The following is a 24,687-nucleotide window of genomic DNA, read 5'->3' on the forward strand; positions in this document are numbered from 1 at the left end:
CGCGGGCAGGCGACGTACTCGGGTTACAACCAGGCCGGGCAACTGCTGCACCAGCGCGACCTGAAGCCCGCGACCGACGTCGACCACACCTACATCTATCTCGGCGGCAGCCTCGTCGCGAAGCGCACGATCCCGGTGGGCGGCGGCACGGCGGTGATCGAGTACCAGCACAGCGATGCGCTCGGTTCGCCGATCGCGGTGACGAACCATGACGGCACCGCGGTCAGCTACAACCGGCAGACGGCCTACGGCGAGCCGGCGGACGGATCATGGGAGAGCGGGCCGGGGTTCACCGGGCATGTGGTGGATGCGGGCTCGCGGCTCGTGTACATGCAGCAGCGCCACTACGACCCGACCGTCGGGATATTCATCTCCACAGATCCGGTTGGGACTCACGTTGTATCGGGCGCAAACTTCAATAGGTACGACTACGCACTATCAAATCCGTACCGATTCATCGATCCGGACGGTCGCTATGTATGTGACGGCTCAAAACGGCAATGTGAACGGGTTGCCGACTATGTGGATGAGTTGAAGAAGGCCCGGGAGAAGCTGAAATCCGGATCCAAGGAGCATTCACGGCTGACCAGCGTCCTGGCAAGAATTGGCGACGAAGGTGAAGAAGGTCTGACGATCCGCGTCACCAGAATGAAGGGGGAGAACGGGACCAATCCACGCCTTGGCGTCATTGAGATCGATGATGGCGCGATCCGCCGGAATCTTGGCCTACTCAGGCACCTCAATGTAGGGGCGTCGCCCGAAAGGATGGAACGACAATATGGCGCGGGAATTATTGCGCATGAAGTCTCCCATGATCTCGACCGTGTTTCGGGGAAACATCATCCGCACTATTTCCCTTGGAGTAGGCGCGACAGGATCGAAATAGAGAATCGTGCCTATAACACCCAATCGGATGTGTATCGCGCATTGGGATTCGGATCGGACCTCTTTCTGCCTGGGATGACTGGCGGAGCGCGAATCATCGCCGTTGCTCGCGCGGTTGAAAACTCGGTGAACTATGCGTGTTCCGGGAAACCATCAGGGAATGGGACGGGATGTTGAGGACGGCAGCGATTGCGCTTGTTTTGCTCGCGGGCTGCTCACGTGGGCGCGCGCCAATTGAAGCTTGCGATCTCATGGCCAACCTTGGCACTTACGATGCGGGCCAAATAGTCCGGATCCGAGGGATTCTGCATCCGAACCTAATGGACCCATCCACCTTGTCAGGCAGATCGTGCCCCGGCCAGGCATTGATCATCTCGCTCGATGAACGCCTCATCGGTCAGGCCTATTACGACCGAGCCTTTCGTGGCGGCGGGTTCACCGCCCGGATTGATGTCGACATTTCGGTGCGTCTTCTCCCCCATTACGAAGCCGACCGCAGTGGCTTCAGACTTGAACCCGTCACGATTCACTCTTTCCAGGAAATCGACCCTTGATCCGCCGACTTGCGCACCTGCCGATCGCCGTCTGTGCCGGCCATAGCGAGGATGACGCGCCCCAACTGATGGGGCTGGGTGGTGCGGTGCCGGAAATAGGCACCGAACCTTTGCGGGATGCCGCACCGATGTCGACCTTGCGGGGTAAGTCCGCGACCTTGCGGGGTGTGGACCCCGACCTTGCGGGTACCTTGCGGCCCGCTTGCGGTGACCCTGCGGCCCCCGTGCGGGGTGCTTCATCGCCGCGAAAGCCCGGGAAAACAGCCGCCAACCGCACGAACACGCCGGTCGTGGCGCCGAAGGCACGTAGCCGGAGGGTCAACGGCCATGCCGCGGCGCAGCGCTGATGGCCGGCCGACGCACAGCGGCTCGAGGCGCTGCTGGCGCCGTCGCCGCCCGACAGCCTGTCGGCGTGGATCCGCCGCTACCTGCAGCACCTGGAAACCCAGCACCGCAGCGTGGCCGACCAGCGCACGCGCCGCAGCCGCTTGGCGCACTTCCACGGCTGGTGCGCCGAGCGCGGCATCCAGACGCCACAGACGGTCACGCACGCGCACGTGGCGCGGTTCCAGCGGCACCTGTTCCTGTACCGCAAGGCCAACGGTGCGCCGATGGCGGTCAACGGGCAACGCGTCGCGCTGTTCACCGTCGAAATGTTCTTCCGCTGGCTGGTGCGGCAGGGCGTGATGACGTCGAACCCCGCCGCCGACCTGGAGCTGCCGCGGCGCACCGACGACCTGCGCGAGCCGCTGACGCTGCAGGAAATGGAAACCGTCCTGGCGCTGCCGGATATCGAGACCGCCGAGGGCCTGCGCGACCGCGCCTGTCTGGAGCTGTTCTACGCCACCGGCATCCGCCGGGTGGAGCTGACGAACCTGCACCAGTCCGACTTGGATAGGACCCGCGGCACGCTGCATGTGCGGCTGGGCAAGGGGAAGAAGGACCGGTTCGTGCCGATCGGCGAGCGGGCGCTGGCCTGGGTCACGCAATACGAACGCGAGGCGCGGCCGGAGCTGCTGAGCGATCCATCTGTCAAACGACACCCAGTTTCACGCATTAAGGCGACACCCAGATTCACGCACCCCGGGTCGGTTTGAGGGTCAGTTGCGGGTAGTGCCGAGGGTCGCTTCGAGGTCCCTGAGTCGGTAGCTCCTTCCCTTGATGTTGAGGACGTGGGCCTTGTGCAGCAGGCGGTCGAGGATGGCCGCGGCCAGGGCTTCGTCGCCGGCCAGCAGCTCGGTCCAGTCGCGGACCGACTTGTTGGTGGTGATCAGGATCGCGCCGCGGCCGTAGCGGTAAGTCACCAGGCGGAAGAACAAGCTGGCTTCCTCGCGGGTCATCGGCTCGAAGCCGAGTTCGTCGATGATCAGCAGCGCGGTCGACAGGTAACGTACATTGCAGAAGAGTTGCGCACGATAGTCGCTGACTTCTTGGGTGGGCGGCTCACAACACAGCAATTCTGCGAACGATATGAGGTTGAATTCAACGCACCCGATCAGGTCAGGTGGCGTTCTTCTCTTGAGGAGGCGGCATTCCAGGATCTGTTTGACGTCGTGGTCTGGTACACGCCGATTGAAGAAGATAGGCGTCGGTACAAGGGTTATCTCGGCGGAGAAGAGGTCCTGTCGGCCGCGAGATCCGCGGCAGCGACGCTGGGATTGCAACTCTGATGATCTACTCGACGCGGAAGGAACCGCGAGATGAGCTCTATGTCCCTGTCAACCTCCCGCCGCATTCGCTGCCTGAGGTCGACGGCGCGGCACCCGCGTCTCGCTCTGGAGTGTGGCTGCGAAGTCCGTGAGTCCGAGACGCTCTCGACAGGCGTCGTTCTGGCCCGTCAGGTCGACTACTGACAGGGCGATCGCGCTCCTCTCCTGCTACTCCCCCGCCGATCCGCGTTCCTCTTTCCTCGCCGCCGCGATCGCCGCTCCCCGTGCCCGCCGCAGCCACTCGCCCACCGCCGTTCCCTCGAGCCCTGCGGCCAGCGCATCGGCCGCGGTGACGGCCATCGCCGCCGCATGCATCGCCAGCAACTGCCGCCGCGGCGGGTAGTCGGCCTCCTGCAGTCCGAGACGGCCGCGCTTGTCGCATTCGCAGACCAGCGCCAGCTGGTCGATGCGCTCGGGCCGGCGGAAGCCGTCGCAGCGCTGGATCAGGTCGTGCACGGTTTCCGGGCGCAGCTCGGCGATGCGGTGCACGTTGAGGTGCTCGCGGCAGACGATCTGCGCCATCACCCCGAACTCCTGCGGCACCTTCAGCCGCGCCGCGACGGCGCGCACCGGCGCCAGGCCATTGCGTTCGTGCTCGATGTGCTTCGGCAGCACCTCGGCCGGCGTCAGCGCCTTGCCGAGGTCGTGGGTGAGCGCGCAGAAGCCGATCAGCGCGTCGCCGGGCGCCAGCCGAGCGGCCATGTCGATCACCATCTCGGTGTGGATGCCGGTGTCGACTTCGGGGTGGAACTCCGGCCGCTGCGGCACCCCGTAGAGGGCGTCGACCTCGGGCAGGACCACCTTCAGCGCGCCGCAGTCGCGCAGCAGGCGCAGGCCGGCCGACGGGCGCGGGGTCGCGAGCATCCGGCGCAGTTCCTGCCAGACGCGTTCGGGCACCAGGTGGTCGGCCTCGCCGGCGGCGACCATGTCGCGCATCAGCGCCAGCGTCTCCGGCGCGACGCTGAAGCCGAGGTCGGCGAAGCGGGCGAGGAAACGCGCCGCGCGCAGGATCCGCACCGGGTCCTCGGCGAAGGCCGGCGACACGTGTCGCAGCACCCGTGCCTCGAGGTCGCGCACGCCGCCGAAGGGATCGACGAGTTCGCCGTTTTCGTCTTCGGCGATCGCGTTGATCGTGAAGTCGCGCCGCTGCAGGTCCTGCTCCAGCGTCACGTCGGGTTCGGCGTGCACGACGAAGCCGCGGTAGCCGGGCGCCGACTTGCGCTCGGTGCGCGCCAGCGCGTGCTCCTCCTTCGTCTGCGGATGCAGGAACACCGGGAAGTCGCGCCCGACCTGTGCGTAGCCCTGCGCGCGCAGCTGCTCCGGCGTCGCGCCGACGACGACCCAGTCGCAGTCGCCCGGCGGTTGCCCGAGCAGGCGGTCGCGGACGACGCCGCCGACGCGGTAACGGCGCATCAGCGCGCCGCGCGGTTGCGGGTGAGGCGAGCCTGGCGGCCGTCGGTGTGGCCGAGGATCGCCGGCAGTTTCGCCGCGACCCGGGTCGGTTCGATGCCGAGCCGGTGCAGGCCGTCGATGCCGCCGACCGAATCGGTCTGCAGCGAGCGGAAGTTGTCGGACGAGAACGGCTTGCCCGGCACGAAATCGCAGCACAGCGCCTGCAGTCGGCCGAGCGCGTCCGGCAGCGGCACGACGACGCGACGCAGGCCGAGCTGGCGCGCCGTCAGCTTCACGATCTGCGCCAGGGTGAACACCTCGGCGCCGTAGAGCTCGTAGACCTCGCCGATCGTGCGGCGGTCGGCGAGCGCGCGCACGAAGGCCTCGACCACGTCGCCGATGTACACCGGCGCGAACTTCGCCCCGGCGCGCGCCAGCGGCAGCACCGGCGCCAGCTTCAGCAGCGCCGCGAAGCGGCAGAACAGGCCGTCGCCGCGGCCGAAGATCACCGACGGCTCGAAGATCGTCCAGTCGAGGTTCGAAGCCTTCACCGCCGCCTCGGCCTCGCCGCGCGACTTCAGGTAGTGGCTGCGGCCGCGGCCGGCGTTGAGCGAACTCATCTGCAGCAGGCGACGCACGCCGGCCAGCTGCATCGCCGCGATCACCAGCTTGGTCAGCTCGACATGGGCGCGGCGGAAACCGCGGCCGTTGTCGCCGCGCTCGTTGAGGATGCCGACGAGGTTGATCACCGCATCGGCGCCGGTGAAGGCGGCGCGCAGCGCATCGGGATCGTAGACGTCGATCTCGCGCAGCACGACGCCGGGCGGCAGCAGGCGGTCCGGATGCGCGGCGAGGTTGCGGCTCAGCAGCACGACGCGATGGCCGTCGCGGGCGAGACGGGCGATCAGATGGCGGCCGACGAAGCCGGTGCCGCCGATGACGACGAGGTTTCTGGGGGTCATGGCGTGGAAGCGGAAACGGAAAGGGGACAGGCGAAGCCGCGGCGGCGCGGCGACTCGGGCGGCAGCGTGCGGCCGGCCATGCGCTCGCTGACCGGCACCGCGCGGCCGTCGAGGCGCCAGTCGTAGATCACGCTGAAGGCGAGCACGCGGGCGACGTATTCGCGGGTCTCGCGATAGGTCACGGTCTCGATCCAGAAGTCGGGATCGAAGGCCGGGCGGTCGCGCAGCCAGCGCGCGACCGGCGCCGGGCCGGCGTTGTAGGCGGCGATCGCGCGGTAGGCGATGCCGCCGTGCGCGTCGAGCTCGTGCCGCAGGTGGGCGATGCCGAGCTTCAGGTTGGTGTCCGGGTCGTACAGGCTGGCGGCGCCGCTCCACGGCAGGCCGAGGCGGCGGGCGGTGCGCTGCGCGGTCGAGGGCAGCAGCTGCATCAGGCCGCGGGCGTCGGCGTGCGAACGCGCGCGCGGCATCCAGGCGCTTTCGGCGCGGGTCTGGGCGGCGATCCAGGCGGGATCGAGATCGTTCTTGCGCGCCTCGCGGCGCAGGGTCGCGTCGTGGTGCAGCGGGAAGCGCAGCGTGTAGTGGCGCAGGTCGTCGGCGCCGGTGCCGATCGTGAACACCGCACGGTCGTGCCAGCCGGCGTCCTGGGCGAACCCGATCGCCACGTAGCGCTCCGCCGGCGACAGCGTCTTCAGCAGCGCCGCCCACTCGCGGATCGCCATGCCGATGCGGTCGAGCGCGTACAGCTCGATCGCCCGCGCCAGCTCCGGCCGCGCGGCGACCCGCTGCCGCAGCGCCGGGTCCGGCGACGGCTCGAGCGGGCACAGCGTGTAGGGCTGGCCGAGGCGGTCGGCGGCGAGGAAGCCGTGGAAGGTGGCGGTGGCCGCGGCCTGCGCGAACAGCGCCTTCGCGGCGTCGATCTGGCCGAGCCGCTCGCGCAGCCGCGCCTCGAAATAGCGCCAGCGCGGATCCTCGCGCTGCGCGGCGGGCATCGCCTCGATCGCCTGGATCGCGCCGGCGTCGTCGCGCCGGTTCATCGCCTCGCGGGCGCGCCATTCGTGCAGGCGTTCGTCGTAGGCGGTAGCCGGCACCGCCGCGAGGCGCTGCTGCGACTTCGGCAGGTAGGAGGCGACCGTCCACAGCGCGACCTCGTACAGCACCTTGCCGCGCTGCGCCTCGTCCATGCCGAGCTTCGGCGCCAGCACGGCCAGCTGTGCCTCGGCGTCGTCGGGCGAGCGCTTGGCCAGCTTCGCCAGACCGGCGGCGGCGACGCGGGCGCTGCGCGGATTCGCCGGCCAGTTCGCGGCGCGGGCGTGCGGGGCGTCGACGAAATCGGCGTAGTCCTTCGCCAGCGCGGCATCGGCACCCGAAAGCTGTCCGGCCACGAAGCGCATCAGGCCAGTCTGGCCGGCTTCGGCGGCGAGCACGATGCGCTGCCAGCGCAATTCGTCGTCGATGTGGCCGAGCGCGGCGAGCGCCTTGAAAGGCGTGTCGCAGGTCGCCGGCAGGGTAGCGGCGGTCAGCCACAGGCTGCGGCCGTCGGCGATCCACTGCGCATCGGTGCGGCCGGTGGCATGGCGGGCGGCGAGGTGGGCGCAACGCAGCTCCGGCGTCGCCGCGTCACCGGCGGCGCCGGCCGGCAGGTCGTCGAGGAAGCCGGGCCAGTCCTGGCGCCGGACCAGCTCGGCCAGCCAGGCCTCGCGCAGCCATTCGGCGGCGGCCGTGCCGGCCTGCGCGGCCAGCACCGCGCGCACCTCGCTGGCCTGGGCGGCGGTGATGCGTCGCCGCAGCGCATAGGCTTCGACCCATCCCCGCAACGGGTGATCGGCGATTTTCGCGCGGTCCTGTACGCTCAGCGGCCCGCGTTCTGCGGCGCGGAACGCCTCCTGGATCGCGACCCGCTGCGGCGCCAGGTCGGGCGGCGCGATCCGCGCGGTCGACGGCGCCGCCGCCGCCACGAGCAGCAACAGGAACACGATGCGAACGGAAGCGAACATGCCCGCGAGTGTAGCCGAACGTCCCCGCGCGGCCGGTGCACGGGACGCGTGGCGGTGAGCCTCGCCTGGCTGGTCTACGTCGCCCTCGGCGCGGTCGCCGGCGTGCTCGCCGGCCTGCTCGGCATCGGCGGCGGGCTGGTGCTGGTCGCAGCCCTGGTCTTCCTGCTGCCGAGCCAGGGCGTGCCGACGGAGATCGCCGTGCATGCCGCACTGGCCACCGCCCTCGGCAGCATCGTGCTGACCGGCCTGTCCTCGGCGCGCGCACACCACCGCCGCGGCAGCGTGATGTGGCCGACGGTGGGCTGGCTGCTGCCGGGACTGCTGCTCGGCGGCTGGCTCGGCGCCTGGCTGGCGACCCGCATCGACGGCGGCTTCCTGCGTGGTTTCATCGCGATCTACTGCGCGCTGGCCGGCCTGCAGCTGGCGCTGGACTGGCCACGCTCGCGGCCCGAACGTGCCGACATCCCGCGCGGGCCGGGCTATGCCGCTGCCGGCGGCCTGATCGGCGCGGTATCGGCGCTGGTCGGCATCGGCGGCGGCTCGATGACCGTGCCGCTGCTGGTCTGGCGCGGCGTGCGCCCGGTGCTGGCGGTCGGGACCTCGAGCGCCTGCGGCGTCGCGATCGCGATCGCCAGCGCGGCCGGCTACGCCAGCCACGGTCCGGAAGCCGGCGTCATGCCGTCGCCGAGCTGGGGCTATGTGTTCGTGCCGGCGGCGATCGGCATCGCCGCGGCCTCGGTGCTGACCGCGCCGCTGGGCACCCGGCTCGCGCACCGGCTGCCGCCGCTGACGCTGCGGCGGCTGTTCGCGGCCTTCCTGTGGATCGTCGCCGCGAGCCTCTGGTTCGCTGGCTGAACGGCGCTCCGCGCGCAATGGCGCGGCCTCGGTCGTTTGCAGCGATCGTGCACGTAAAGCCCCGCTAACGACGTCAAACTCCGTGAACGTTGCCGTCCGTCACACCTTTGCCTAGAACGAGGGGCCGGCGCGCATTGGGGGCAAGGCGCCGCCGGACCCACTCCCATCTTTCCAAGGGCATTGCAATGAACACCATCCGTACCACCCGCCTGAGTCAGGCGGTTCGCGGGGCCTTGCTGTGCGCGTTCCTGCCGGTCGCGGCCCAGGCCCAGGAGGCACCGACCACGCTGGATGCGGTCGAGGTCACCGGCAGCCGCATCAAGCAGACCGAAGCCGTCGGCGCCAATCCGGTCGCGGTGATCGACCGCGCGACGATCGACCGCTCCGGCGTCGCGAACGTCGGCGAACTGCTGCTGCAGCTCACCGCCGGCGGCAAGGCGCTGAACGCGAAGTTCAATTCCTCGGGCAACTTCGGCTATCCGTCCAGCGGCGGCGGCATCGGCGCCGGTTCGTCCCAGGTCGACCTGCGCCACCTCGGTTCGCAGCGCGTGCTCGTGCTCGTCGACGGCATCCGCTGGGTGAACGAGTCCTCGGCTTCCGGCGTGTCCGGCAGCGCCGACCTCAACACCATCCCGCTGGCGATCGTCGAGCGCATCGAGGTGCTCGAGGACGGCGCCTCGGCGATCTACGGTTCCGACGCGATCGCCGGCGTCGTCAACATCATCACCCGCCGCGACTTCGACGGTGCGCTGGTGCACGGTTATTTCGGCCAGTGGAGCCGTGGCGGCGACACCACCGAGGCCAGCATCACCGTCGGCGGTGGCGGCGACCGCTTCCACGGCGTGTTCTCGGCGAGCTGGTTCGAACAGGAATCCATCGGCGCCGGCGAGTGGGATCAGTCGTCGTGGCCGATCCCCGGCGGTGGCCTGGCCTTCGGCAGCTCCGGTACGCCGCAGGGCCGCTTCACGTTCTGCGACCCGGCGCGGCCCATCGGCAGCTACGGTTCGTGCACGCCGAGCCAGGAGTTCTTCTACGACATCACCCTCGACGACGGCACCGTCGTGCCGGTGTGGAATCCGGCGGATCCGTCCGCCGGCACCTACCACGACTTCAGCGGCGCCGACCGCTTCAACTACGCGCCGTTCAACCTGCTGCTGACGCCGTCGGAGCGCAAGAGCCTGTTCGGCGCGTTCGGCTTCGACATCAGCGACACGCTCACGCTGCGCGGCAAGATGCTCTACAACAACCGCCAGTCGATGAACCAGGCGGCGCCCGAGCCGATTTTCGTCGGCCCCTATGCCGGCACCGGCGGCCTCGCCGACACGGTGATCATCCACGCGAACAACCCGTACAACCCGTTCGGCATCACCCTGGACCCGGCGAGCAACTTCGGCTGGGTGACCCGGCGTCCGGTGGAAGTCGGGCCGCGCATCTTCGAGCAGGACGTCGACACCTGGTACTTCAACCTCGGCCTCGACGGGCAGTGGCGCTTCGGCGACAACGGCCTGGACTGGAACCTCGACTACGTGCGCTCGGAGAACTCGGCCGAGCAGACGTTCTACAACGGCTACAACATCGCCAAGATCAAGCTCGCGCTCGGCGACCCGGCGATCTGCGCGGCGACGCCCGGCTGCGTGCCGCTCGACCTGTTCGGCGGCCAGGGCCGGCCGATGACGCCGCAGATGATCGACTGGATCCGCACGACCCAGCACGACGCCAGCAAGCAGGTGCTCGACATCTGGTCGTTCAACGTCACCGGTGACCTGTTCGACATCGGTGGCCGCGCCGCCGGTTTCGCCGCCGGCATCGAGCACCGCGTCTACGAGGGCAGCTTCGATCCCGATCCGCTGCGCCAGACCGGCGAGTCGCAGGACAGCTTCGCGGCGCCGGTGCGCGCCGACTACGACGTCGACGAGGTCTACGCGGAGTTCCGGCTGCCGTTCGCCGACACCTTCGACCTGAACGCGGCGATCCGCTACTCCGACTACAGCACCTTCGGCGGCGCCACCACCGGCAAGGTCGGCTTCCGCTGGCAGCCGGTCGACGACCTGGTGATCCGCGGCAACTGGTCGGAAGGCTTTCGCGCCCCGAACCTCGGCGAGCTCTACGGCCTGACCCAGTTCGGCGCGACGCTCACCGACCCCTGCGGCCCGACCGGCACGCTGATCGTCAACGACGCCGACGGCCTCAACACCACGCCGCTGGAAACCGCCTGCCGCGCCCAGGGCGTGCCCAACGGCTTCGAGCAGGCCAACACCCAGATCACGACCTTCACCGGCGGCAATCCGAACCTGCAGCCGGAAGAGTCGGAGAGCTGGACGGTCGGCGCGGTGTGGAGCCCGGACTTCTTCGAGAACCTCACCTGGTCCGAGCGCATCGACATCGAACTCGGCTACTACCACCACGAGATCGATGGTGCGATCCAGCCGCGCGACATCCAGGCCCTGCTCGACGCCTGCCTCGCGGCTGGTGGCCTCGATGCCACGCTGTGCTCGCCGTTCACCCGCGGCGCCGGCGGCAACCTCAACCCGCCGAACAACTTCCTCGACAACCTGGCGGTCATCGAGACCGACGGCGTCGACGTGAAGTTCGACTGGCGCAGCCCGGAGTTCGCCTGGGGCCGGCTCACCGCCTCGCTGCAGGCGTCGCATGTGATCGACTATCGCGAGGTCGACCGCGACGGCAACGTCGCCACCCGCGCCCCGGGTGTCGAGGCCAACGACGGCGCGATCCCCGAGTGGCAGACGAACGTGCAGCTCGGCTGGGCGATCGGCGACTGGTTCGTGGCCTGGAACGTGCGCTATATCAGCGAGGTCAGCGAGTCCTGCGCCGGCCTGGCCGGGCTTCCCGGCTGCCCGACCGACGCCGACCGCAACGAGCTCGACGCGACCTGGTACAACGACCTGCAGGTGTCCTGGAACGACGCGTTCACGATGCCGGGCCTGAAGCTCGCGGTCGGCGTCAACAACGTCTTCGACGAGGACCCGCCGATCTGCCTCACCTGCTCGCTCAACGGTTACGACGCCGGTACCTACGACCTGCCCGGTCGCTTCTGGTACGTCAGCCTCGACTACCGCTTCTGAAACTCCGCCGGGGCCGTCGTGGCCCCGGTGTTTTCCCGCTTTCGACGGTTCGACGGTTCGTCGGTTCATCGGTTCGGCGGCGGCGATGCCGCGCGGGAGGGGTGGCCCGGGCCTCACACAAGGCCTTTACGTTCGGCCCGGGCCACCCCTCCCGCACGACACCGCCGCACACACGGCTGCGATTCGCCGGGACGCGCCGCACCGGCGCGCGCTGCCACGTCACCGGCGAAGTGTTCCGGGATCGCGAACAAACTCCTTTCGCCGCGACCGGATGGCGCTTTCGGCATCCCGACTTACCGATCCGGGCGCGCACCTGAAGTGCGCAGGTTCCATAGCGTGGTGGCCGAGGGGAATCGGCTGTGGATACCGCGGCGGAACCGCATTGCCGGGTGAACGCGCAGATCGAATGCGACGCGGAGCGCCGAGGCTTTAGGCTGGCGGCCGCAAGGGCGGTACTCCTGCGGTCCGTACACGACACGCGCTCTGCGACCAATGTCGCAGCAGATTCATCGCAGGCTCGGTTTCACGAAGGCAGTGAGCGCAGATTTCCCTCGGCCACCACGCTATGGAACCTGCGCACTTCAGGTGCGCGCCCGGATCGGTCAACTGGTACCGGCCGATGCATCCGGTCGCGGTGATGGGGCTTGTCCGCAACCGCGCAGGGAACTGATCCGGCCACGCCGTCTGAGCGCTGAATCCGCGCCCATCCCGGAACTGGGGACGGCAATCGTCCGGGGACGCCGTGGTGGAGGGGTTGCTGCTGGCGAACGTAAAGGCTTCATGTGAGCCAGCAGCAACCCCTCCACCACGGTGGCACCGGCTACGAAGGGCGCAATTCCACCGCCACTGCCATGTGGTCGGAGCCGGCGGCGGCGGTGGCGGCGTAGTCGGTGATGTCGAAGCCACCGACGAGCACGTGATCGAGGCAACGCTGCGGCGCCCAGCTCGGGAACGTGCAGAGCTTGTGCGGCGGCGGCTGCAACACCGTCTGCCGGTAGAGCGCCCGCATCTCCGGCGCGTCGGCATCGCAATTGAAGTCGCCCATCAGCACCAGGCGCTTGCTGTCGGACAGCAGCTCGGCGAGGAAGCCGAGCTGCAGGTGGCGCGACTTCGCGCCGAGCGACAGGTGGGTGACCGCGAGCTGCCAGGCGTCCTCGCCCTTGCCGAAGGTGGCGACCAGCACGCCGCGGCCGGCGATGCGGCCGGGCAGGGCGTAGTCGAGCAGGTCGTCGGGCTCGATCCGGCTCAGGATCGCGTTGCCGCTGCCGGCGATCCGCGAGATGCGCCGGTTCGGCTGGTGGGTCCAGAACGGGAAACGCGCCGCTTCGGCCAGGTAGTCGGCCTGGTTGGTGAAGCCCGAGCGCAGGCTGCCGGGGTCGGACTCCTGCAGGCCGACGACGTCGAAGGGTTCGGCGACCTTCGCCAGCGCGTCCAGGTTGCCCTGCTTGCCGTGGTGGAACACGTGCGACCAGCTGCGCGTGACGTACTCGCTGTACGCGCGCGTGCTCGAGCCCGCCTGGATGTTGGCGCTCAGCAGACGCAGGCGTTCGGGCAGCTTGGACATGCCGCCAAGGATGGGGACGTACCCCGCGAACCGCAATCCACGGCACGTGAACAGCCGGGGCCCGGAAACGTCGAGGGCCGCGAACGCGGCCCCCGGCGAACTACGTGGTCCGAACGACGGACTGCGTCAGGGCGTGGTGCCGGCCCGCTCGTGCGCGACCAGGAACTCGACCGTGTCGAACAGGCCCTGCGGACCGCGATCGTTGACGTGGGCGCTGTACTTGCCGTTGATGATGAACGTCGGGGTCGAGCTGACGCCGGTGCGCAGCGCGAACTGACGGGCGCGGTCGAGCTTCGCGTTGACCGCGAAGCTGTTCATCGTCGCGGTGATCGTGGCCTCGTCCGAGCCGAAGGTGGCCAGGAAGCCGGCGAGCTCCTCGAGCGAGCCGGTGGTGAAGCGGCGGTCGATGAAGAAGGCGTTGAAGGTCGCCTCGTGCATCTTGTCGAGCAGGCCGAGCGACTGCGCCGCGAAGAACATGCGCGCGAGGTTGTCGCTCGGGCCACCGAACACGCCCGGGACGTATTCGAAGCGCACGTCGGAGGCCAGCGTCGGCTTCCACGAGCTCACGTGCGGCTGCAGGTTCGCGCAGTGGATGCAGGTGTAGGCGAACACCTCGGCGACCTCGATGCCGCCGCTGCCGAAGGTCGGCTGCGGAGTCGGCAGCACCACGTAGTCGATGCCCGGACGCGGCGCGCGCGCCGGGTCCATGACCGGCGGCGCCGGCGGCGTCGGCTCGGCGGCGGGAGCGGCCGGCGCCGGCGCGGCGGCGGTTTCTTCGGCCGGCGCCTCCTCGACCGGGGCGGCTTCCTCGGCCGGCGCGGTCTCGTCGGCCGGGGCCTCGTCCACGACCTCGTCGGTCGCCGGGGCCGGGGTCTCGGCCGGCGCCGGCGTGGCGGCCGGGGCGTCGGCGGCGGGCGCGGCGGTGTCGGGCGAGTCCGGGGCGCAGGCGGCCAGGGCAACGGCCAGCAGGAGGGGCAGCAGACGCTTCATCGATGACGGCTCCAGTTCGGGACAGCCAGCAGACCACGGCCGGCGTGCGAAGTTGCAACGGTCCGGCGCGGGGCCGGACCGTTCCGGCTCATTCCTGGGTTGCGGCGGCTTCGTCGGCCACGACCGCGGCCGGGGCTTCCGCCGGCGCGGCGGCGACCGCGGCGACCGCATCGGCGGCCGGGGCGTCGGCGACGTTGTGCAGGCCTTCGAGGAAGCTGGCCAGACCCTGGATCTCCTCGTCGGTCAGGCCGGAGGCGACCTGCGCCATGATCGGATTGGCGCGGTCGCCCGAGCCCCAGACCATGCCGTTGTGGAACTCGGCGAGCTTGGCGGCGGTGTAGCCGGCATGCTGGCCGCCGATCGACGGCCACGCGGCGCCCGGGTTGCCGGCACCGGTCGGGCCGTGGCAGGCCAGGCAGGCCGGGACGCCGCCCTCGGGCTTGCCGGACAGGAAGATGCGCTGGCCGACTTCGAAGAAGCGGCGGCCGGCGTTCGGGCCCTCGGCGATCTCGGTGTCGTCGGCGACGCCCGGCACGACCCGCATCCCGGCGAAGTGGGCGCCGATGTCGCGCATGTCCTGCGCGCTCAGCGGGGCCGCGAACGGCATCATGATCGGGCTGTTGCGCTCGCCGCTCTTGAACAGCGCCAGCTGGCGGGCGATGTAGCGCTCGTTCTGGCCGGCCAGCTTCGGGTACTGCGGGTCGGCGGAATTGCCGTCGGCGCCGTGGCAGGCCGCACAGGCGGCGGCCTTGCTCGCGCCGGCGGCGGCGTCGCCCCAGGTCGCGGTCACGTCATCGCTTTCCAGCACCGAAACCGGCGCCGGCGCCGGATCGGCGGCCGGGGTGACGGTCGCGGTATCGGCCGGGGCGGTGTCGGCCGGAGCCGAACCGGGTTCCTGGGCGACGACCGAGGCGGCGGCGAGCGCGGCGGCGACACCGAGGATGCGCGTGAACTTCATGGAGGGGCTCCGAAACACGTAAAATCAGGGGTTTACGGGATGCGCGGACGCAGAAGCCGGGATTATAACGGCTAGTTCGCGGTTCGTACGAGGTCGCGGCCGCTCTGCGATCATTGCCAGCCCTACCGGATCGCCCCCATGCCCAATCCCCTGGCGAAGGCCAAGTACCACGACTCCGTCCACAACCTGCGCCAGCTGCCGGCCGCGGACGGCCGCGAGGTCGTGTTCGCCGGGCGCTCCAACGCCGGCAAGTCCAGCGCGCTGAACGCGCTGAGCAACCAGAAGGGCCTGGCGCGGGTGTCGAAGACGCCGGGCCGCACCCAGGCGCTGAACTACTTCGAGGTCGGCGCGGACCGCTACCTCGTCGACCTGCCCGGCTACGGCTACGCCAAGGTGCCGGAGGCGATGCGCGAGGCCTGGAAGAAGACCATCAACATCTACTTCCAGACCCGCGAACAGCTCACCGGCCTGGTGATCGTGATGGACATTCGCCACCCGCTGCGCGAGTACGACCTGCAGATGCTCGACTACGCCGTCGCCCGCGGCCTGCCGGCACACTGCCTGCTGACCAAGGCCGACAAGTTCGGCCGCGGCGAACAGGCGAAGACCCTCGCCGCCGTCCGCCGCGAACTCGGCGACCGGGCCAGCGCCCAGGTGTTCTCGGCCGACGCGAAGCTCGGCCTCGAGGAAGCGCGGGCGGTGATCGCGGCCTGGCTCGGAATTTGAAGGCGCGAAGTTGTAGGAGCGGCTTCAGCCGCGATAAGCGCGACGCAGTGCGCGGGCTGTCACTCGTTACTCGTTACTCTCGACTCGTTACTCGCCCCCCAGCCGCGGATCCATCCTTCCCCGCAGCGCATCCACCAGCACATTGATCACGACGATCGCCGCGCCCACCACCAGCACCACGCCGAGCACGAGGGTGTAGTCGCGATTCAGCGCCCCCTGGACGAAGTGCCGGCCGACGCCGGGGATCCCGAAGACCTGCTCGACGACCGCCGAACCGCTGACGACATTGATCAGCGCCGGGCTCAGCCAGGCCACGACCGGCAACAGGGCCGGCCGCAGCAGGTGCACGAACAGCAGGCGGGCGCCGCCGAGGCCGCGGCCGCGGGCGGCGCGCACCCAGTCCGCTTCGAGTACCTCGAGCAGCGAGGCGCGGGTCAGCCGCGCGCAGTAGGCGAGATTCGGCAAGGCCAGCGCCAGCACCGGCAGCACCGCGCCGCGCCAGCCGCCGTCCCAGCCGCCGGCCGGCAGCCAGTGCAGGCTCACCGCGAACAGCAGGATCAGCAGCGGCGCGGCGACGAACTTCGGCACCGCCAGGCCGAGGCCGGCGGCGAACATCAGCAGGCGGTCGCTCCAGCGCCCGGCACGCAGCGCCGCCAGCACGCCGAGCGGCACCCCGAGCAGCAGGGCCAGTGCCAGCGCCGCCAGGCCCAGGGTCACCGTGATCGGCAGACTGGCCGCCAGCAGTTCGTTGACCGTGTAGTCCGGGTACTGGAACGAGGGGCCGAGGTCGCCGCGCAGCACGTCGCCGAGCCAGGCGCCGTATTGCGCCAGCGGCGGCCGGTCGAGGCGGTAGGTGGCCGCGAGCGCGGCCTCGACCTCGGGCGGCGCCGCCTTCTCGCTGTCGAAGGGCCCGCCGGGCGCGGCGCGCAGCAGCACGAAGCACAGCGTGGCCAGCAGCCACAGCGTGACCAGGGCTTCGAGGGTGCGGGCGGCGAATCGCGGCATTCGTCTTCGGCTGGCTTCCGGCGTGTTCGGCCCCGGCGGGCCGCGGCGAGGTTAGCAGCCCCGCGCGGGCTGGGCAGACGCTGCCGGGGCAGCGCCGGACCGGGCGTAGCTGCTAGATTCGGGCGATGCCCGGATCGACCCCCGGACCTTCGCTGGTCCTGCTCCGCAACGCCGACGTCTACGCCCCGGAACCGCTCGGGCGGCGTTCGCTGCTGCTCGGCGGCGGCCGCATCCTGGCGATCGCCGCGGCCGATGCAGCGCCGCCGGCGGGTTTCGACTGCGAGGTGATCGAGCTCGACGGGCGCCGGCTGATCCCCGGCCTGATCGACGGCCACGTGCACGTCACCGGCGGCGGCGGCGAGGGCGGCTTCGCGACCCGGGTGCCGGCGCCGGCGCTGTCGCGCTACACCCGCGGCGGCGTCACCACGGTGATCGGCCTGCTCGGCACCGACGACTGCGCGCGCTCGACCCGCGAACTTGTCGCGACCGTGCTGGCGCTGCGCGAGCAGGGGCTGTCGGCCTGGGCGCACTGCGGCGGCTACCACCTGCCGCCGACGACGCTGACCGGCAGCGTGCGCGCCGACATCGCCTTCGTCGATCCGCTGATCGGCGTCGGCGAGGTCGCGCTCAGCGACCACCGCTCCAGCCAGCCGACGTTCGACGAGCTGCTGCGCCTGGCCAGCGAGGCGCATGTCGCCGGGCTGATGAGCGGCAAGGCCGGTATCGTCCATCTGCATCTCGGGGACGGACCCCGGGGGCTCGAGCTGGTGCGGCGCGCGCTCGACACCAGCGAGATCCCCGCCCGCGTGTTCAACCCGACCCACGTGAACCGGCGCACCGCGCTGTTCGAGGAGGCGCTGGAACTCGCGCGCCGCGGCTGCACCGTCGACATCACCGCCTTCCCGGTCGAGGACGGCGAGGACGCCTACACCGCCGCCGATGCCCTGCTGCGCTACCTCGATTCCGGCGCGCCGGCGCAGCACGTGACGATCAGTTCCGACGCCGGCGGCTGCCTGGCCTGTTTCGATCATCGCGGCCAGCTCTGCGGTTTCGGCGTCGGCGACCCCGGGGCGATGTCGGCGACGCTGGCCGAACTGCTGCGCCGCGGCCAGCCGCTGGAGCGCGTGCTGCCGGCGTTCACCACCAACGTCGCGGCGCTGCTGCGGTTGCCCGGCAAGGGCCGCATCGCCGTCGGCGCCGATGCCGACCTGGTGGCGCTCGATTCCGACCATCGCGTGCACGACGTGTTCGCCGGCGGCGTTCCGCATGTCCGCGCCGGCGCCTGCGTGCGCGCCGGTGCGTTCGAGACGGCGGCCGCGGCGGCCGCTTCGCACGCGCCCGACCCGCATCACCACGACTAGAAGAGAAAGGAAGCCGAGCAATGCCCAGCAAGATCCCCGACGGTGGCCAGCGTGGCTGGATCATCCCGATCGGCGGCGCCGAGGAGAAGGAGAACGACCCGGCGATCCTGCGCCGCTTCGTCAAGCTCTGCGGCGGCCTCGATGCCGACATCGTCGTCATTCCGACCGCCAGCCGCCTGCGCGACACCGGCGAGCGTTACGAGAAGCTGTTCCGCGAACTCGGCGCCGGCCGCGCCGAGCAGATGGACTTCGACACCCGCCGCGACGCCGAGGAGGACGGTCGCCTCGAGCGCCTGGCGCAGGCCACCGGCATCTTCCTGACCGGCGGGAACCAGCTGCGCATCACGACCCTGCTCGGCGGCACCCCGATCGCCAAGCTGATCCGCGCCCGCAACGCCGCCGGCGTGCACGTCGCCGGCACCAGCGCCGGCGCCGCCGTGCTCAGCGAGCACATGATCGCGTTCGGCGAGGAAGGCAGTTCGCCGCGCGCCGGCAGCGTGCGGCTGGCGCCGGGCCTGGGCCTGACCAACCGCTTCATCATCGACCAGCACTTCCGCCAGCGCGACCGCTTCGGCCGGCTGTCGACCGCGCTGGCCTTCAATCCGTTCGCGATCGGCATCGGCCTCGACGAGGACACCGCCGCCTTCATCGGGCCGGACAACGAGCTGGAAGTCGTCGGCTCCGGCGCGGTCACCGTGATCGACGCCAACGGCCTGCAGTTCTCGTCGATGGACCAGGTCGAGGAGCGCCAGCCGGTCTGCCTGCTCGGGCTGACGGTGCATGTGCTCGTCGCCGGCGCTACCTTCAACCTGCATACCCGCCGCGCCTCGGCGGGGGATCTCTCGCCCCAGAAGGAATAGGAGCTTCGCCCGATGCGCATCCTCGACCGTTCCGTCTACGTAGGCCCGTCGCTGTATGCGCATTTCCCGGTGATCCGGCTGGAGCTGGATCTCGGCGAGCTCGAGCAGTGGCCGACGGCGCGCCTCGGCGATGCCTTCGTCGACGGCCTGGTCGCGGCGCTGCCCGGCCTCGCCGAGCACGGCTGCTCCTACCGCGAACCCGGCGGCCTGATCCGGCGCATGCGGGAAGGCGAGGGCACCTGGCTCGGGCATGTGCTCGAACACGTCGCGATCGAGCTGCAGAACGTCGCCGGCGAGGACGTCACGTTCGGCAAGACGCGCTCGATCGACGGCCGCCCCGGCGTCTACAGCGTCGTCTACGAATACGCCCAGCGCGAGGAAGGCGTCGCCGCCGGCGAACTGGCATTGAAGCTGCTCGCCTCGCTGCTGCCGGAAAACCTGCGCGGCGACCTGGTGCCGGCGGACTGGCAATGGGAGGAAGCGCGCGACGACTACATCCGCTATGCGCAGCGGCGCGCGCTCGGCCCGTCGACGGCCTCGCTGGTGCGCGCGGCCGAGGAGCGCGGCATTCCGTGGCTGCGGCTCAACGAGCAGTCGCTGGTGCAGCTCGGCCACGGCAAGTACCAGCAGCGCATCCAGGCGACGGTGACCGGGCGCACGCCGCACATCGCCGTCGAGCTGGCGAGCGACAAGGAGGAGACCAACCGCATCCTCGGCTCGCTCGGCCTGCCGGTGCCGAAGCAGGAGCTGGTGCAGACCGAGGCGGGCGCGATCCGCGCGGCCCGTCGGCTCGGCTATCCGGTGGTCACCAAGCCCTACAACGGCAACCACGGCCGCGGCATCTCGATCGGCCTGCGCAGCGACGACGAAGTGGTCGCCGGCTTCGCAGCGGCGAAGGAACATTCGCGCTCGGTGATCGTCGAGACCTACCTGGAAGGCGACGACCACCGCCTGCTGGTCGTCAACGGCGAACTCGTCGCGGCGACCCGGCGCACGCCCGGCCATGTCGTCGGCGACGGCCGCCGCACCGTGCGCGAACTCATCGACCTCGTGAACCAGGACCCGCGCCGCGGCGTCGGCCACGAGAAGGTGCTGACCCGGCTCGTGCTCGACGCCCAGGCCGAGATGATGCTCGAGCGCGCCGGCCTCACCGCCGACAGCGTGCCGGCCGCCGACCAGGTGGTGTACCTGCGTTCGACCGCGAACCTTTCGACCGGCGGCACCGCCACCGACGTCACCGACATCATCCATCCCGACAACCGCGACATGGCGGTGCGGGCGATCCGCGCGATCGGCCTCGACGTCGGCGGTGTCGACTTCCTGACGACGAATATTGCCGAGTCTTATCGTGCAATAGGCGGCGGCATCTGCGAGGTCAATGCCGCGCCTGGCTTCCGCATGCACGTGGCGCCGAGCGAGGGCACGCCGCGCGACGTCGCCGGGCCGGTCATCGACATGCTGTTCCCGCCGGGTGCGCCGGCGCGGGTGCCGATCGCCGCGGTCACCGGCACCAACGGCAAGACCACCACCGCGCGCATGCTCGCGCACATCACCAAGATGGCCGGCTACACGCCGGGCCTGACGACGACCGACGGCGTCTACATCGACGGCCAGCGCACCGTCGAGGGCGACATGACCGGACCGGTGTCGGCGCGCATGGTGCTGTCGGACCCGATGATCGACATCGCCGTGCTCGAAACCGCCCGCGGCGGCCTGCTGCGCGCCGGCATGGGCGTGCGCAAGGTCGAGGTCGGCGCGGTACTGAACGTGCAGTCCGACCACCTCGGCCTGAAGGGCATCGACACCCTCGAGCAGCTCGCCGAGGTCAAGCGCATCGTCGTCGAGATCGCCACCGACTGCGCGGTGCTCAACGCCGACGACCCGCAGGTGCTGAAGATGTCCGGCTACACCGAGGCCAAGTGCATCTGCTACGTCACGATGAACCCGCAGCACGGACTGGTGCGCGAGCACATCCGCGCCGGCGGCCGCGCCTGCGCGCTCGAGGCCGGCGTCAACGGGCAGATGATCACGCTCTACGACAAGGGCAGCCACATCCCGCTGCTGTGGACCCACCTGATCCCGGCGACGCTGGAAGGACGCGCGCTGCACAACGTGCAGAACGCGATGGTCGCCGCGTCGATGGCCTATGCGCTCGGCATCAAGCTCGACGCGATCCGCACCGGCCTGCGCACCTTCGACACCACCTTCTTCCAGGCCCCGGGCCGGATGAACGTGTTCAACGAGCATCCGTTCAAGGTGCTGTTCGACTACGGCCACAACGCGCACGCGGTCGGGGCGATGGCCGACCTCGCGCAGCGCCTCGACGTCGCCGGCCGGCGCATCGTCGTGCTCGCCGGCCCCGGTGACCGCCGCGACGAGGACCTGGTGGCGATCGCCGACGCGGTGGCCGGCCGCTTCGACCACTACATCTGCCGCCGCGACGATTCCCTGCGCGGCCGCGACGGCGACGAGGTGCCGCGCATCCAGGCGGCGGCGCTGCAGGCGAAGGGCGTGCCGGAATCGGCGATCACGATCATTCCCGACGAACAGGAAGCGATCGACGCCGCGCTGCGCATGGGCCGACCCGGCGACCTGGTGCTGATCTTCGCCGACGCGCTGACGCGTTCGTGGAAGCAGGTGATCCGCTTCCGCCCGGAAGGCGCCGCCGCTCCGGTGGCGCCGAAGCCGGCGCCGGCGCCGGTGGTCGAGCAGGGCCCGCGCGAGGAGCCCGCGCTCAGCGACTACGAGGGCCTGGTGCGCGACGAACGCGGCGTGCACCTGTCGCGCGAGGAAGCGGACTGAGCGTGGCGGCCGACGCAGCACCCGCGGTGCCGGCGATCCCGGCGCCCTTCGCCGATTCGCGCCGGCTGACCGGCGCGAACCTGTTCTTCGCCGTGCCCGCCGCGGTCCTCGATGCCCTCGGTCCGCAGGCGCGGGATGCCGACGCGCTGGCGCGCTGGCGCAGCGCGGTGAGGTCGATGGCCGCGGCGCTGGGCTGGGGCGAGGTCGCGCTCGCCGAGCGCGCCCATGCCGGCGGCACCCTGCTCGCGCTGACCGCACCGGTCGACGCCCTGTTCGCGGCCACCGAACTCGATGAATGGGCCTGGTGCGCCGCGGTCGGCTTCCACGCATTCCACGCGCCCGGGCACCCGGCGAGCTGGGATGCCGATGCCGCCCGCGAGACCCTGCGCGCGCTGGTCGCCGCCGAGGCCCGGCCGGCGCTGCGCGCGCTGCTCGCCGAGAGCGAAGGCCGCGGCGTGCCGGCGCTGCTCGACGACGAGATGCTGACGCTCGGCCTCGGCAGCCACGGCTGCAGCTGGCCGCTCGATGCGCTACCGGCGCCTGCTGCGGTGCCCTGGGCGGAACTCCGCGGCATTCCGGTTGCGCTGGTCACCGGCTCCAACGGCAAGACGACGACGACGCGCCTGCTCGCGGCGATGCTCGCGGCGAACGGTGCGGTCACCGGCCACAGCTGCACCGACGGCGTGATCGTCGGCGGCGCGGCGGTCGAGCGCGGCGACTGGTCCGGCCCGGCCGGCGCGCGCCGCGTGCTGCGCGATCCGCGGGTGACCGCCGCAGTGCTCGAGACCGCGCGTGGCGGCCTGCTGCGGCGTGGGCTCGCGGTCGCGCGGGCGGATGTGGCGGTGGTCACCAACACCGCCGAGGACCACTTCGGCGAATACGGCATCGACGACCTCGACGGCCTCGCCGACGCCAAGCTGACCGTCGCCCGCGCGCTCGGCGACGACGGCGTGCTCGTGCTCAACGCCGACGACCCGCGGCTGTGCGCGCGCGCCGACGCTGGCCTGATCCGCGGCCACGACGGCCGCCCGCCGCGGCTGGCCTGGTTCGCCGACGACTTCGATGCGCCGCGGCTGCGTGCCCATCGCGCCGCCGGCGGCCTGAGCGCCGGCGTACGTGCCGGCGTGCTGCTGCTGTCCGACGGCAGTGCCGAGGCCGGCATCGCCGACACCGCGTCGATGCCGCTCGCGGCCGGCGGCATCGCCGCCTACAACGTCGCCAACGCCGCCGCGGCCGGCCTGCTGGCGTTCGCGCTCGGCGTGCCGACGGCGACGATCGCCCAGGTGCTCGCGCGCTTCGGCAGCGACCCCGACGACAACCCGGGCCGCCTGCAGCGCTGGCATTTCGGTGGCCTGCAGGTGCTGATGGACTACGCGCACAATCCCGACGGCCTGCGTGGCCTGCTGCGGGTCGCACGCGCCGCCGGCGACGGCCGCCTCGGCATGCTGCTCGGCCAGGCCGGCAACCGCCCGGACGAGGACCTGCGCGCACTCGCCGCGGTCGCCGCCGAAGCCGCGCCGGCCTTCGTCGTGCTCAAGGACATCGACGGCTATCTGCGCGGCCGCACGCCGGGCGCGGTCGCTGCGGTGCTGCGCGAGGCGCTGCTCGCCCGCGGCATCCCGGACGCGGACATGGTCACCGTGCTGCCCGAAGCCGAAGCCGCCCGCACCCTGCTGCGCTGGTCGCGTCCCGGCGACGTGCTGGTGATGCCGGTGCACTCGCTCGGCGCCCGCGCCGAGGTCGCGGCGATGCTCGACGAGCTGCAGCTGACCGGTGGCATGACTGCGCGCGCAGGCGAGCTGCCGGGCGCGGGCTAGGACGCGGGGGCTGTCGCGTGCGTCAGAGCATGCCGGCCAACCACAGCGCCCAGCCTTTTTCCCGCGCCAGAAGCGCGAGCCGCTGCAGGTCGTCGAGCACCGGGCCGAGCTCGCCGACGTCGGGGTGCAGGTCGTCGGATTTCGCCCACGCGGTGGCGGCGGTCGCGAGTTTCTTCGCCGGCGCGTCGGCGAGCAGCGTGGTCAGGGCGTCCGGAAAGCGGATCAGCCAGCGGTCGCCGTCGTCCGAGACCCAGGTCTCGCCGAGGTCGTGGCGGTCGCCGTCGAAGCGTTCGCCGGCGAGGATCGCCCACAACAGTCCGAGGTCGGTGCCGGTGAAATTCTCGTACTCGCGGAGGTCGGGTGGCGCGCCGTCGTCGACGGCGGTGCCGCGGCGGGCGTAGGAGCGGGCGCGTGCTTCGGTCGCAACGAAAAAATCGGCGATCAGGCCCATCGGCATCCGGGACGTTCGGGGGGTGGGCAATTCTAGCCATCGCGCGTGCCGGCGCCAGATGATCGGGGCTGGTGGCCGCCCGGTTCGCCGCGCTCAGCCGCCGCGCTCGTACAGGGTCAGGGTGCGATGGCCGTCGTCGGCCGGCAGGGCGATCCGCTCGAACCAGCCGGCGACCGGGGGGAAGCGCTGTTCGAACGCGACCATCAGCGCCGGGAAGCCCGGGCTTTCCTCGCCGAAGACCACGACGTCACCGCCGGCGAGGTCGACCTGGATGCGGACCTCGTCCGGACTCCACAGGTCGCTGCGCCAGCCGCTGATGCGCACGACCTCGTTCCACGCGGCCGCGAAACCGTCGGGCGGTGCCCGGCGGAAGCCGGCGTCGTCGAAGTGGAGGGCGCCGTCGGCCGGATGCGGCAGGCCGGACCAGCGGCGCCGCAACCCTAGCCAGAAGCGCTTCATCGCCCCTCGTCGGGAGCCCGGCTCAGGCGTGGCCGGCCGCCGGGCGCCAGCCGAACAGGCGCGCGGGCAGGAACAGCACCGCGCGCAGCAGCGCGAACACCGCGTCGACGGCGATGCCGAGCGCACGGAAGGGCAGCGACACCAGCCAGAACACCGGCCACAGCACCAGCACGAGCAGCGCCAGCGGCCAGGCGAGCACGAACAGCAGGCACCAGCAGATCGCGATCAGCAGGACTTTCATCGGTTCGATCCTCCCGGGA

General features: G+C 70.9%; 21 protein-coding genes. 10 read left to right on the forward strand and 11 right to left on the reverse strand.

Features of this window, described 5'->3' with window-relative positions:
- The 3 genes from K311_RS17965 to K311_RS15260 form a co-directional block, all read left to right on the forward strand.
- Window positions 1-1,062: RHS repeat-associated core domain-containing protein (locus K311_RS17965; RefSeq protein WP_161627293.1), on the forward strand; the 1,062-nt coding region annotated here is incomplete at its 5' end.
- Between the two features lie 188 nt (window positions 1,063-1,250).
- Window positions 1,251-1,439 carry a hypothetical protein gene (locus K311_RS18290; RefSeq protein WP_154659447.1) on the forward strand — a complete coding sequence of 63 codons (189 nt, stop codon included), beginning with the start codon at window positions 1,251-1,253 and terminating at the stop codon, window positions 1,437-1,439.
- 458 nt (window positions 1,440-1,897) lie between these two features.
- Window positions 1,898-2,536: a tyrosine-type recombinase/integrase gene (locus tag K311_RS15260; protein WP_051239488.1), complete on the forward strand. Its 639-nt coding sequence runs from the start codon at window positions 1,898-1,900 to the stop codon at window positions 2,534-2,536.
- Window positions 2,537-2,539: 3 nt separating this feature from the next.
- Here the strand turns inward: K311_RS15260 and K311_RS18745 are convergent, their stop codons facing one another.
- The 4 genes from K311_RS18745 to K311_RS0104330 all read right to left on the reverse strand — a co-directional run bounded on the left by K311_RS18745 (window position 2,540) and on the right by K311_RS0104330 (window position 7,496).
- Window positions 2,540-2,896 carry an ATP-binding protein gene (locus K311_RS18745; RefSeq protein WP_161627295.1) on the reverse strand — a complete coding sequence of 119 codons (357 nt, stop codon included), beginning with the start codon at window positions 2,894-2,896 and terminating at the stop codon, window positions 2,540-2,542.
- 420 nt (window positions 2,897-3,316) lie between these two features.
- A complete protein-coding gene (locus K311_RS0104320) occupies window positions 3,317-4,561 on the reverse strand; it encodes a multifunctional CCA addition/repair protein (protein WP_026816303.1) in 1,245 nt (414 codons plus the stop codon).
- Window positions 4,561-5,502: a complex I NDUFA9 subunit family protein gene (locus K311_RS0104325; RefSeq protein WP_026816304.1), complete on the reverse strand. Its 942-nt coding sequence runs from the start codon at window positions 5,500-5,502 to the stop codon at window positions 4,561-4,563. Before K311_RS0104325 ends, K311_RS0104320 begins: the two co-directional genes overlap by 1 nt.
- Window positions 5,499-7,496, reverse strand: a complete 1,998-nt coding sequence (locus tag K311_RS0104330; protein WP_043797942.1) for a lytic transglycosylase domain-containing protein — start codon at window positions 7,494-7,496, stop codon at window positions 5,499-5,501. The genes K311_RS0104325 and K311_RS0104330 overlap by 4 nt, the downstream gene beginning before the upstream one ends.
- Window positions 7,497-7,550: 54 nt before the next feature.
- Between K311_RS0104330 and K311_RS0104335 the strand changes: the two genes are divergently transcribed.
- A complete protein-coding gene (locus K311_RS0104335) occupies window positions 7,551-8,351 on the forward strand; it encodes a sulfite exporter TauE/SafE family protein (protein ID WP_026816306.1) in 801 nt (266 codons plus the stop codon).
- Window positions 8,352-8,536: 185 nt separating this feature from the next.
- Window positions 8,537-11,434 (forward strand): TonB-dependent receptor, encoded by a 2,898-nt coding sequence (locus K311_RS0104340; RefSeq protein WP_051239489.1) that lies wholly within the window; start codon window positions 8,537-8,539, stop codon window positions 11,432-11,434.
- A gap of 820 nt (window positions 11,435-12,254) precedes the next feature.
- On the opposite strand, the gene K311_RS0104345 is transcribed toward K311_RS0104340, so the two are convergent.
- The 3 genes from K311_RS0104345 to K311_RS15270 form a co-directional block, all read right to left on the reverse strand.
- Entirely contained in the window at window positions 12,255-12,998 is a 744-nt protein-coding gene (locus K311_RS0104345) for an endonuclease/exonuclease/phosphatase family protein (RefSeq protein ID WP_026816308.1), read from the reverse strand.
- 126 nt (window positions 12,999-13,124) lie between these two features.
- Window positions 13,125-13,988, reverse strand: a complete 864-nt coding sequence (locus tag K311_RS0104350; protein ID WP_043797943.1) for a thiol:disulfide interchange protein DsbA/DsbL — start codon at window positions 13,986-13,988, stop codon at window positions 13,125-13,127.
- A gap of 88 nt (window positions 13,989-14,076) precedes the next feature.
- Entirely contained in the window at window positions 14,077-14,946 is an 870-nt protein-coding gene (locus K311_RS15270) for a c-type cytochrome (protein ID WP_051239490.1), read from the reverse strand.
- A gap of 138 nt (window positions 14,947-15,084) precedes the next feature.
- Here K311_RS15270 and yihA point away from each other — a divergent pair, with 138 nt between their 5' ends.
- On the forward strand, window positions 15,085-15,672 hold the full coding sequence (yihA, locus tag K311_RS0104360; RefSeq protein ID WP_026816310.1) for a ribosome biogenesis GTP-binding protein YihA/YsxC: 588 nt from the start codon (window positions 15,085-15,087) through the stop codon (window positions 15,670-15,672).
- An 87-nt stretch (window positions 15,673-15,759) separates the two neighbouring features.
- On the opposite strand, the gene K311_RS0104365 is transcribed toward yihA, so the two are convergent.
- Window positions 15,760-16,677, reverse strand: coding sequence for an ABC transporter permease subunit (locus K311_RS0104365; RefSeq protein ID WP_026816311.1), 918 nt, complete (start codon window positions 16,675-16,677; stop codon window positions 15,760-15,762).
- Window positions 16,678-16,802: 125 nt separating this feature from the next.
- On the opposite strand from K311_RS0104365, the gene iadA reads away from it, so the two are divergent.
- From iadA to K311_RS0104385, 4 genes are read left to right on the forward strand one after another with little or no spacing between them, the layout of a single operon-like run.
- A complete protein-coding gene (gene iadA, locus K311_RS15275) occupies window positions 16,803-18,038 on the forward strand; it encodes a beta-aspartyl-peptidase (protein WP_051239491.1) in 1,236 nt (411 codons plus the stop codon).
- Between the two features lie 20 nt (window positions 18,039-18,058).
- Window positions 18,059-18,898: a cyanophycinase gene (locus K311_RS0104375; RefSeq protein ID WP_026816312.1), complete on the forward strand. Its 840-nt coding sequence runs from the start codon at window positions 18,059-18,061 to the stop codon at window positions 18,896-18,898.
- Window positions 18,899-18,910: 12 nt separating this feature from the next.
- Complete coding sequence (gene cphA / locus K311_RS0104380) at window positions 18,911-21,700, forward strand: cyanophycin synthetase (RefSeq protein WP_026816313.1); 2,790 nt, start codon at window positions 18,911-18,913, stop codon at window positions 21,698-21,700.
- Window positions 21,701-21,702: 2 nt separating this feature from the next.
- The gene (locus tag K311_RS0104385) at window positions 21,703-23,517 is read left to right on the forward strand and encodes a Mur ligase family protein (protein ID WP_245570623.1); all 1,815 of its coding nucleotides are present in this window, start codon (window positions 21,703-21,705) and stop codon (window positions 23,515-23,517) included.
- Between the two features lie 22 nt (window positions 23,518-23,539).
- Here K311_RS0104385 and K311_RS0104390 read toward each other — a convergent pair whose 3' ends face one another.
- The 3 genes from K311_RS0104390 to K311_RS0104400 all read right to left on the reverse strand — a co-directional run bounded on the left by K311_RS0104390 (window position 23,540) and on the right by K311_RS0104400 (window position 24,668).
- Window positions 23,540-23,968, reverse strand: coding sequence for a hypothetical protein (locus K311_RS0104390; protein ID WP_026816315.1), 429 nt, complete (start codon window positions 23,966-23,968; stop codon window positions 23,540-23,542).
- Between the two features lie 93 nt (window positions 23,969-24,061).
- Entirely contained in the window at window positions 24,062-24,427 is a 366-nt protein-coding gene (locus tag K311_RS0104395) for a hypothetical protein (protein ID WP_154659448.1), read from the reverse strand.
- 22 nt (window positions 24,428-24,449) lie between these two features.
- Complete coding sequence (locus K311_RS0104400) at window positions 24,450-24,668, reverse strand: hypothetical protein (protein ID WP_026816317.1); 219 nt, start codon at window positions 24,666-24,668, stop codon at window positions 24,450-24,452.
- Window positions 24,669-24,687 lie beyond the last annotated feature (19 nt).

It is taken from the genome of Arenimonas composti TR7-09 = DSM 18010, assembly GCF_000426365.1.
Classification (GTDB): Bacteria; Pseudomonadota; Gammaproteobacteria; order Xanthomonadales; family Xanthomonadaceae; genus Arenimonas; species Arenimonas composti.

Bases quoted from the DNA above. Each gene is read 5' to 3' on its own strand.
- K311_RS0104365 (WP_026816311.1), bottom strand. From the start codon at position 16,677: ATGCCGCGATTCGCCGCCCGCACCCTCGAAGCCCTGGTCACGCTGTGG.
- iadA (WP_051239491.1), top strand. From the start codon at position 16,803: ATGCCCGGATCGACCCCCGGACCTTCGCTGGTCCTGCTCCGCAACGCC.
- K311_RS0104375 (WP_026816312.1), top strand. From the start codon at position 18,059: ATGCCCAGCAAGATCCCCGACGGTGGCCAGCGTGGCTGGATCATCCCG.
- K311_RS0104390 (WP_026816315.1), bottom strand. From the start codon at position 23,968: ATGGGCCTGATCGCCGATTTTTTCGTTGCGACCGAAGCACGCGCCCGC.
- K311_RS0104320 (WP_026816303.1), bottom strand. From the start codon at position 4,561: ATGCGCCGTTACCGCGTCGGCGGCGTCGTCCGCGACCGCCTGCTCGGG.
- K311_RS0104400 (WP_026816317.1), bottom strand. From the start codon at position 24,668: ATGAAAGTCCTGCTGATCGCGATCTGCTGGTGCCTGCTGTTCGTGCTC.
- K311_RS0104345 (WP_026816308.1), bottom strand. From the start codon at position 12,998: ATGTCCAAGCTGCCCGAACGCCTGCGTCTGCTGAGCGCCAACATCCAG.
- K311_RS15270 (WP_051239490.1), bottom strand. From the start codon at position 14,946: ATGAAGTTCACGCGCATCCTCGGTGTCGCCGCCGCGCTCGCCGCCGCC.
- K311_RS0104395 (WP_154659448.1), bottom strand. From the start codon at position 24,427: ATGAAGCGCTTCTGGCTAGGGTTGCGGCGCCGCTGGTCCGGCCTGCCG.
- K311_RS0104325 (WP_026816304.1), bottom strand. From the start codon at position 5,502: ATGACCCCCAGAAACCTCGTCGTCATCGGCGGCACCGGCTTCGTCGGC.
- cphA (WP_026816313.1), top strand. From the start codon at position 18,911: ATGCGCATCCTCGACCGTTCCGTCTACGTAGGCCCGTCGCTGTATGCG.
- K311_RS0104340 (WP_051239489.1), top strand. From the start codon at position 8,537: ATGAACACCATCCGTACCACCCGCCTGAGTCAGGCGGTTCGCGGGGCC.
- K311_RS0104330 (WP_043797942.1), bottom strand. From the start codon at position 7,496: ATGTTCGCTTCCGTTCGCATCGTGTTCCTGTTGCTGCTCGTGGCGGCG.
- K311_RS0104350 (WP_043797943.1), bottom strand. From the start codon at position 13,988: ATGAAGCGTCTGCTGCCCCTCCTGCTGGCCGTTGCCCTGGCCGCCTGC.
- yihA (WP_026816310.1), top strand. From the start codon at position 15,085: ATGCCCAATCCCCTGGCGAAGGCCAAGTACCACGACTCCGTCCACAAC.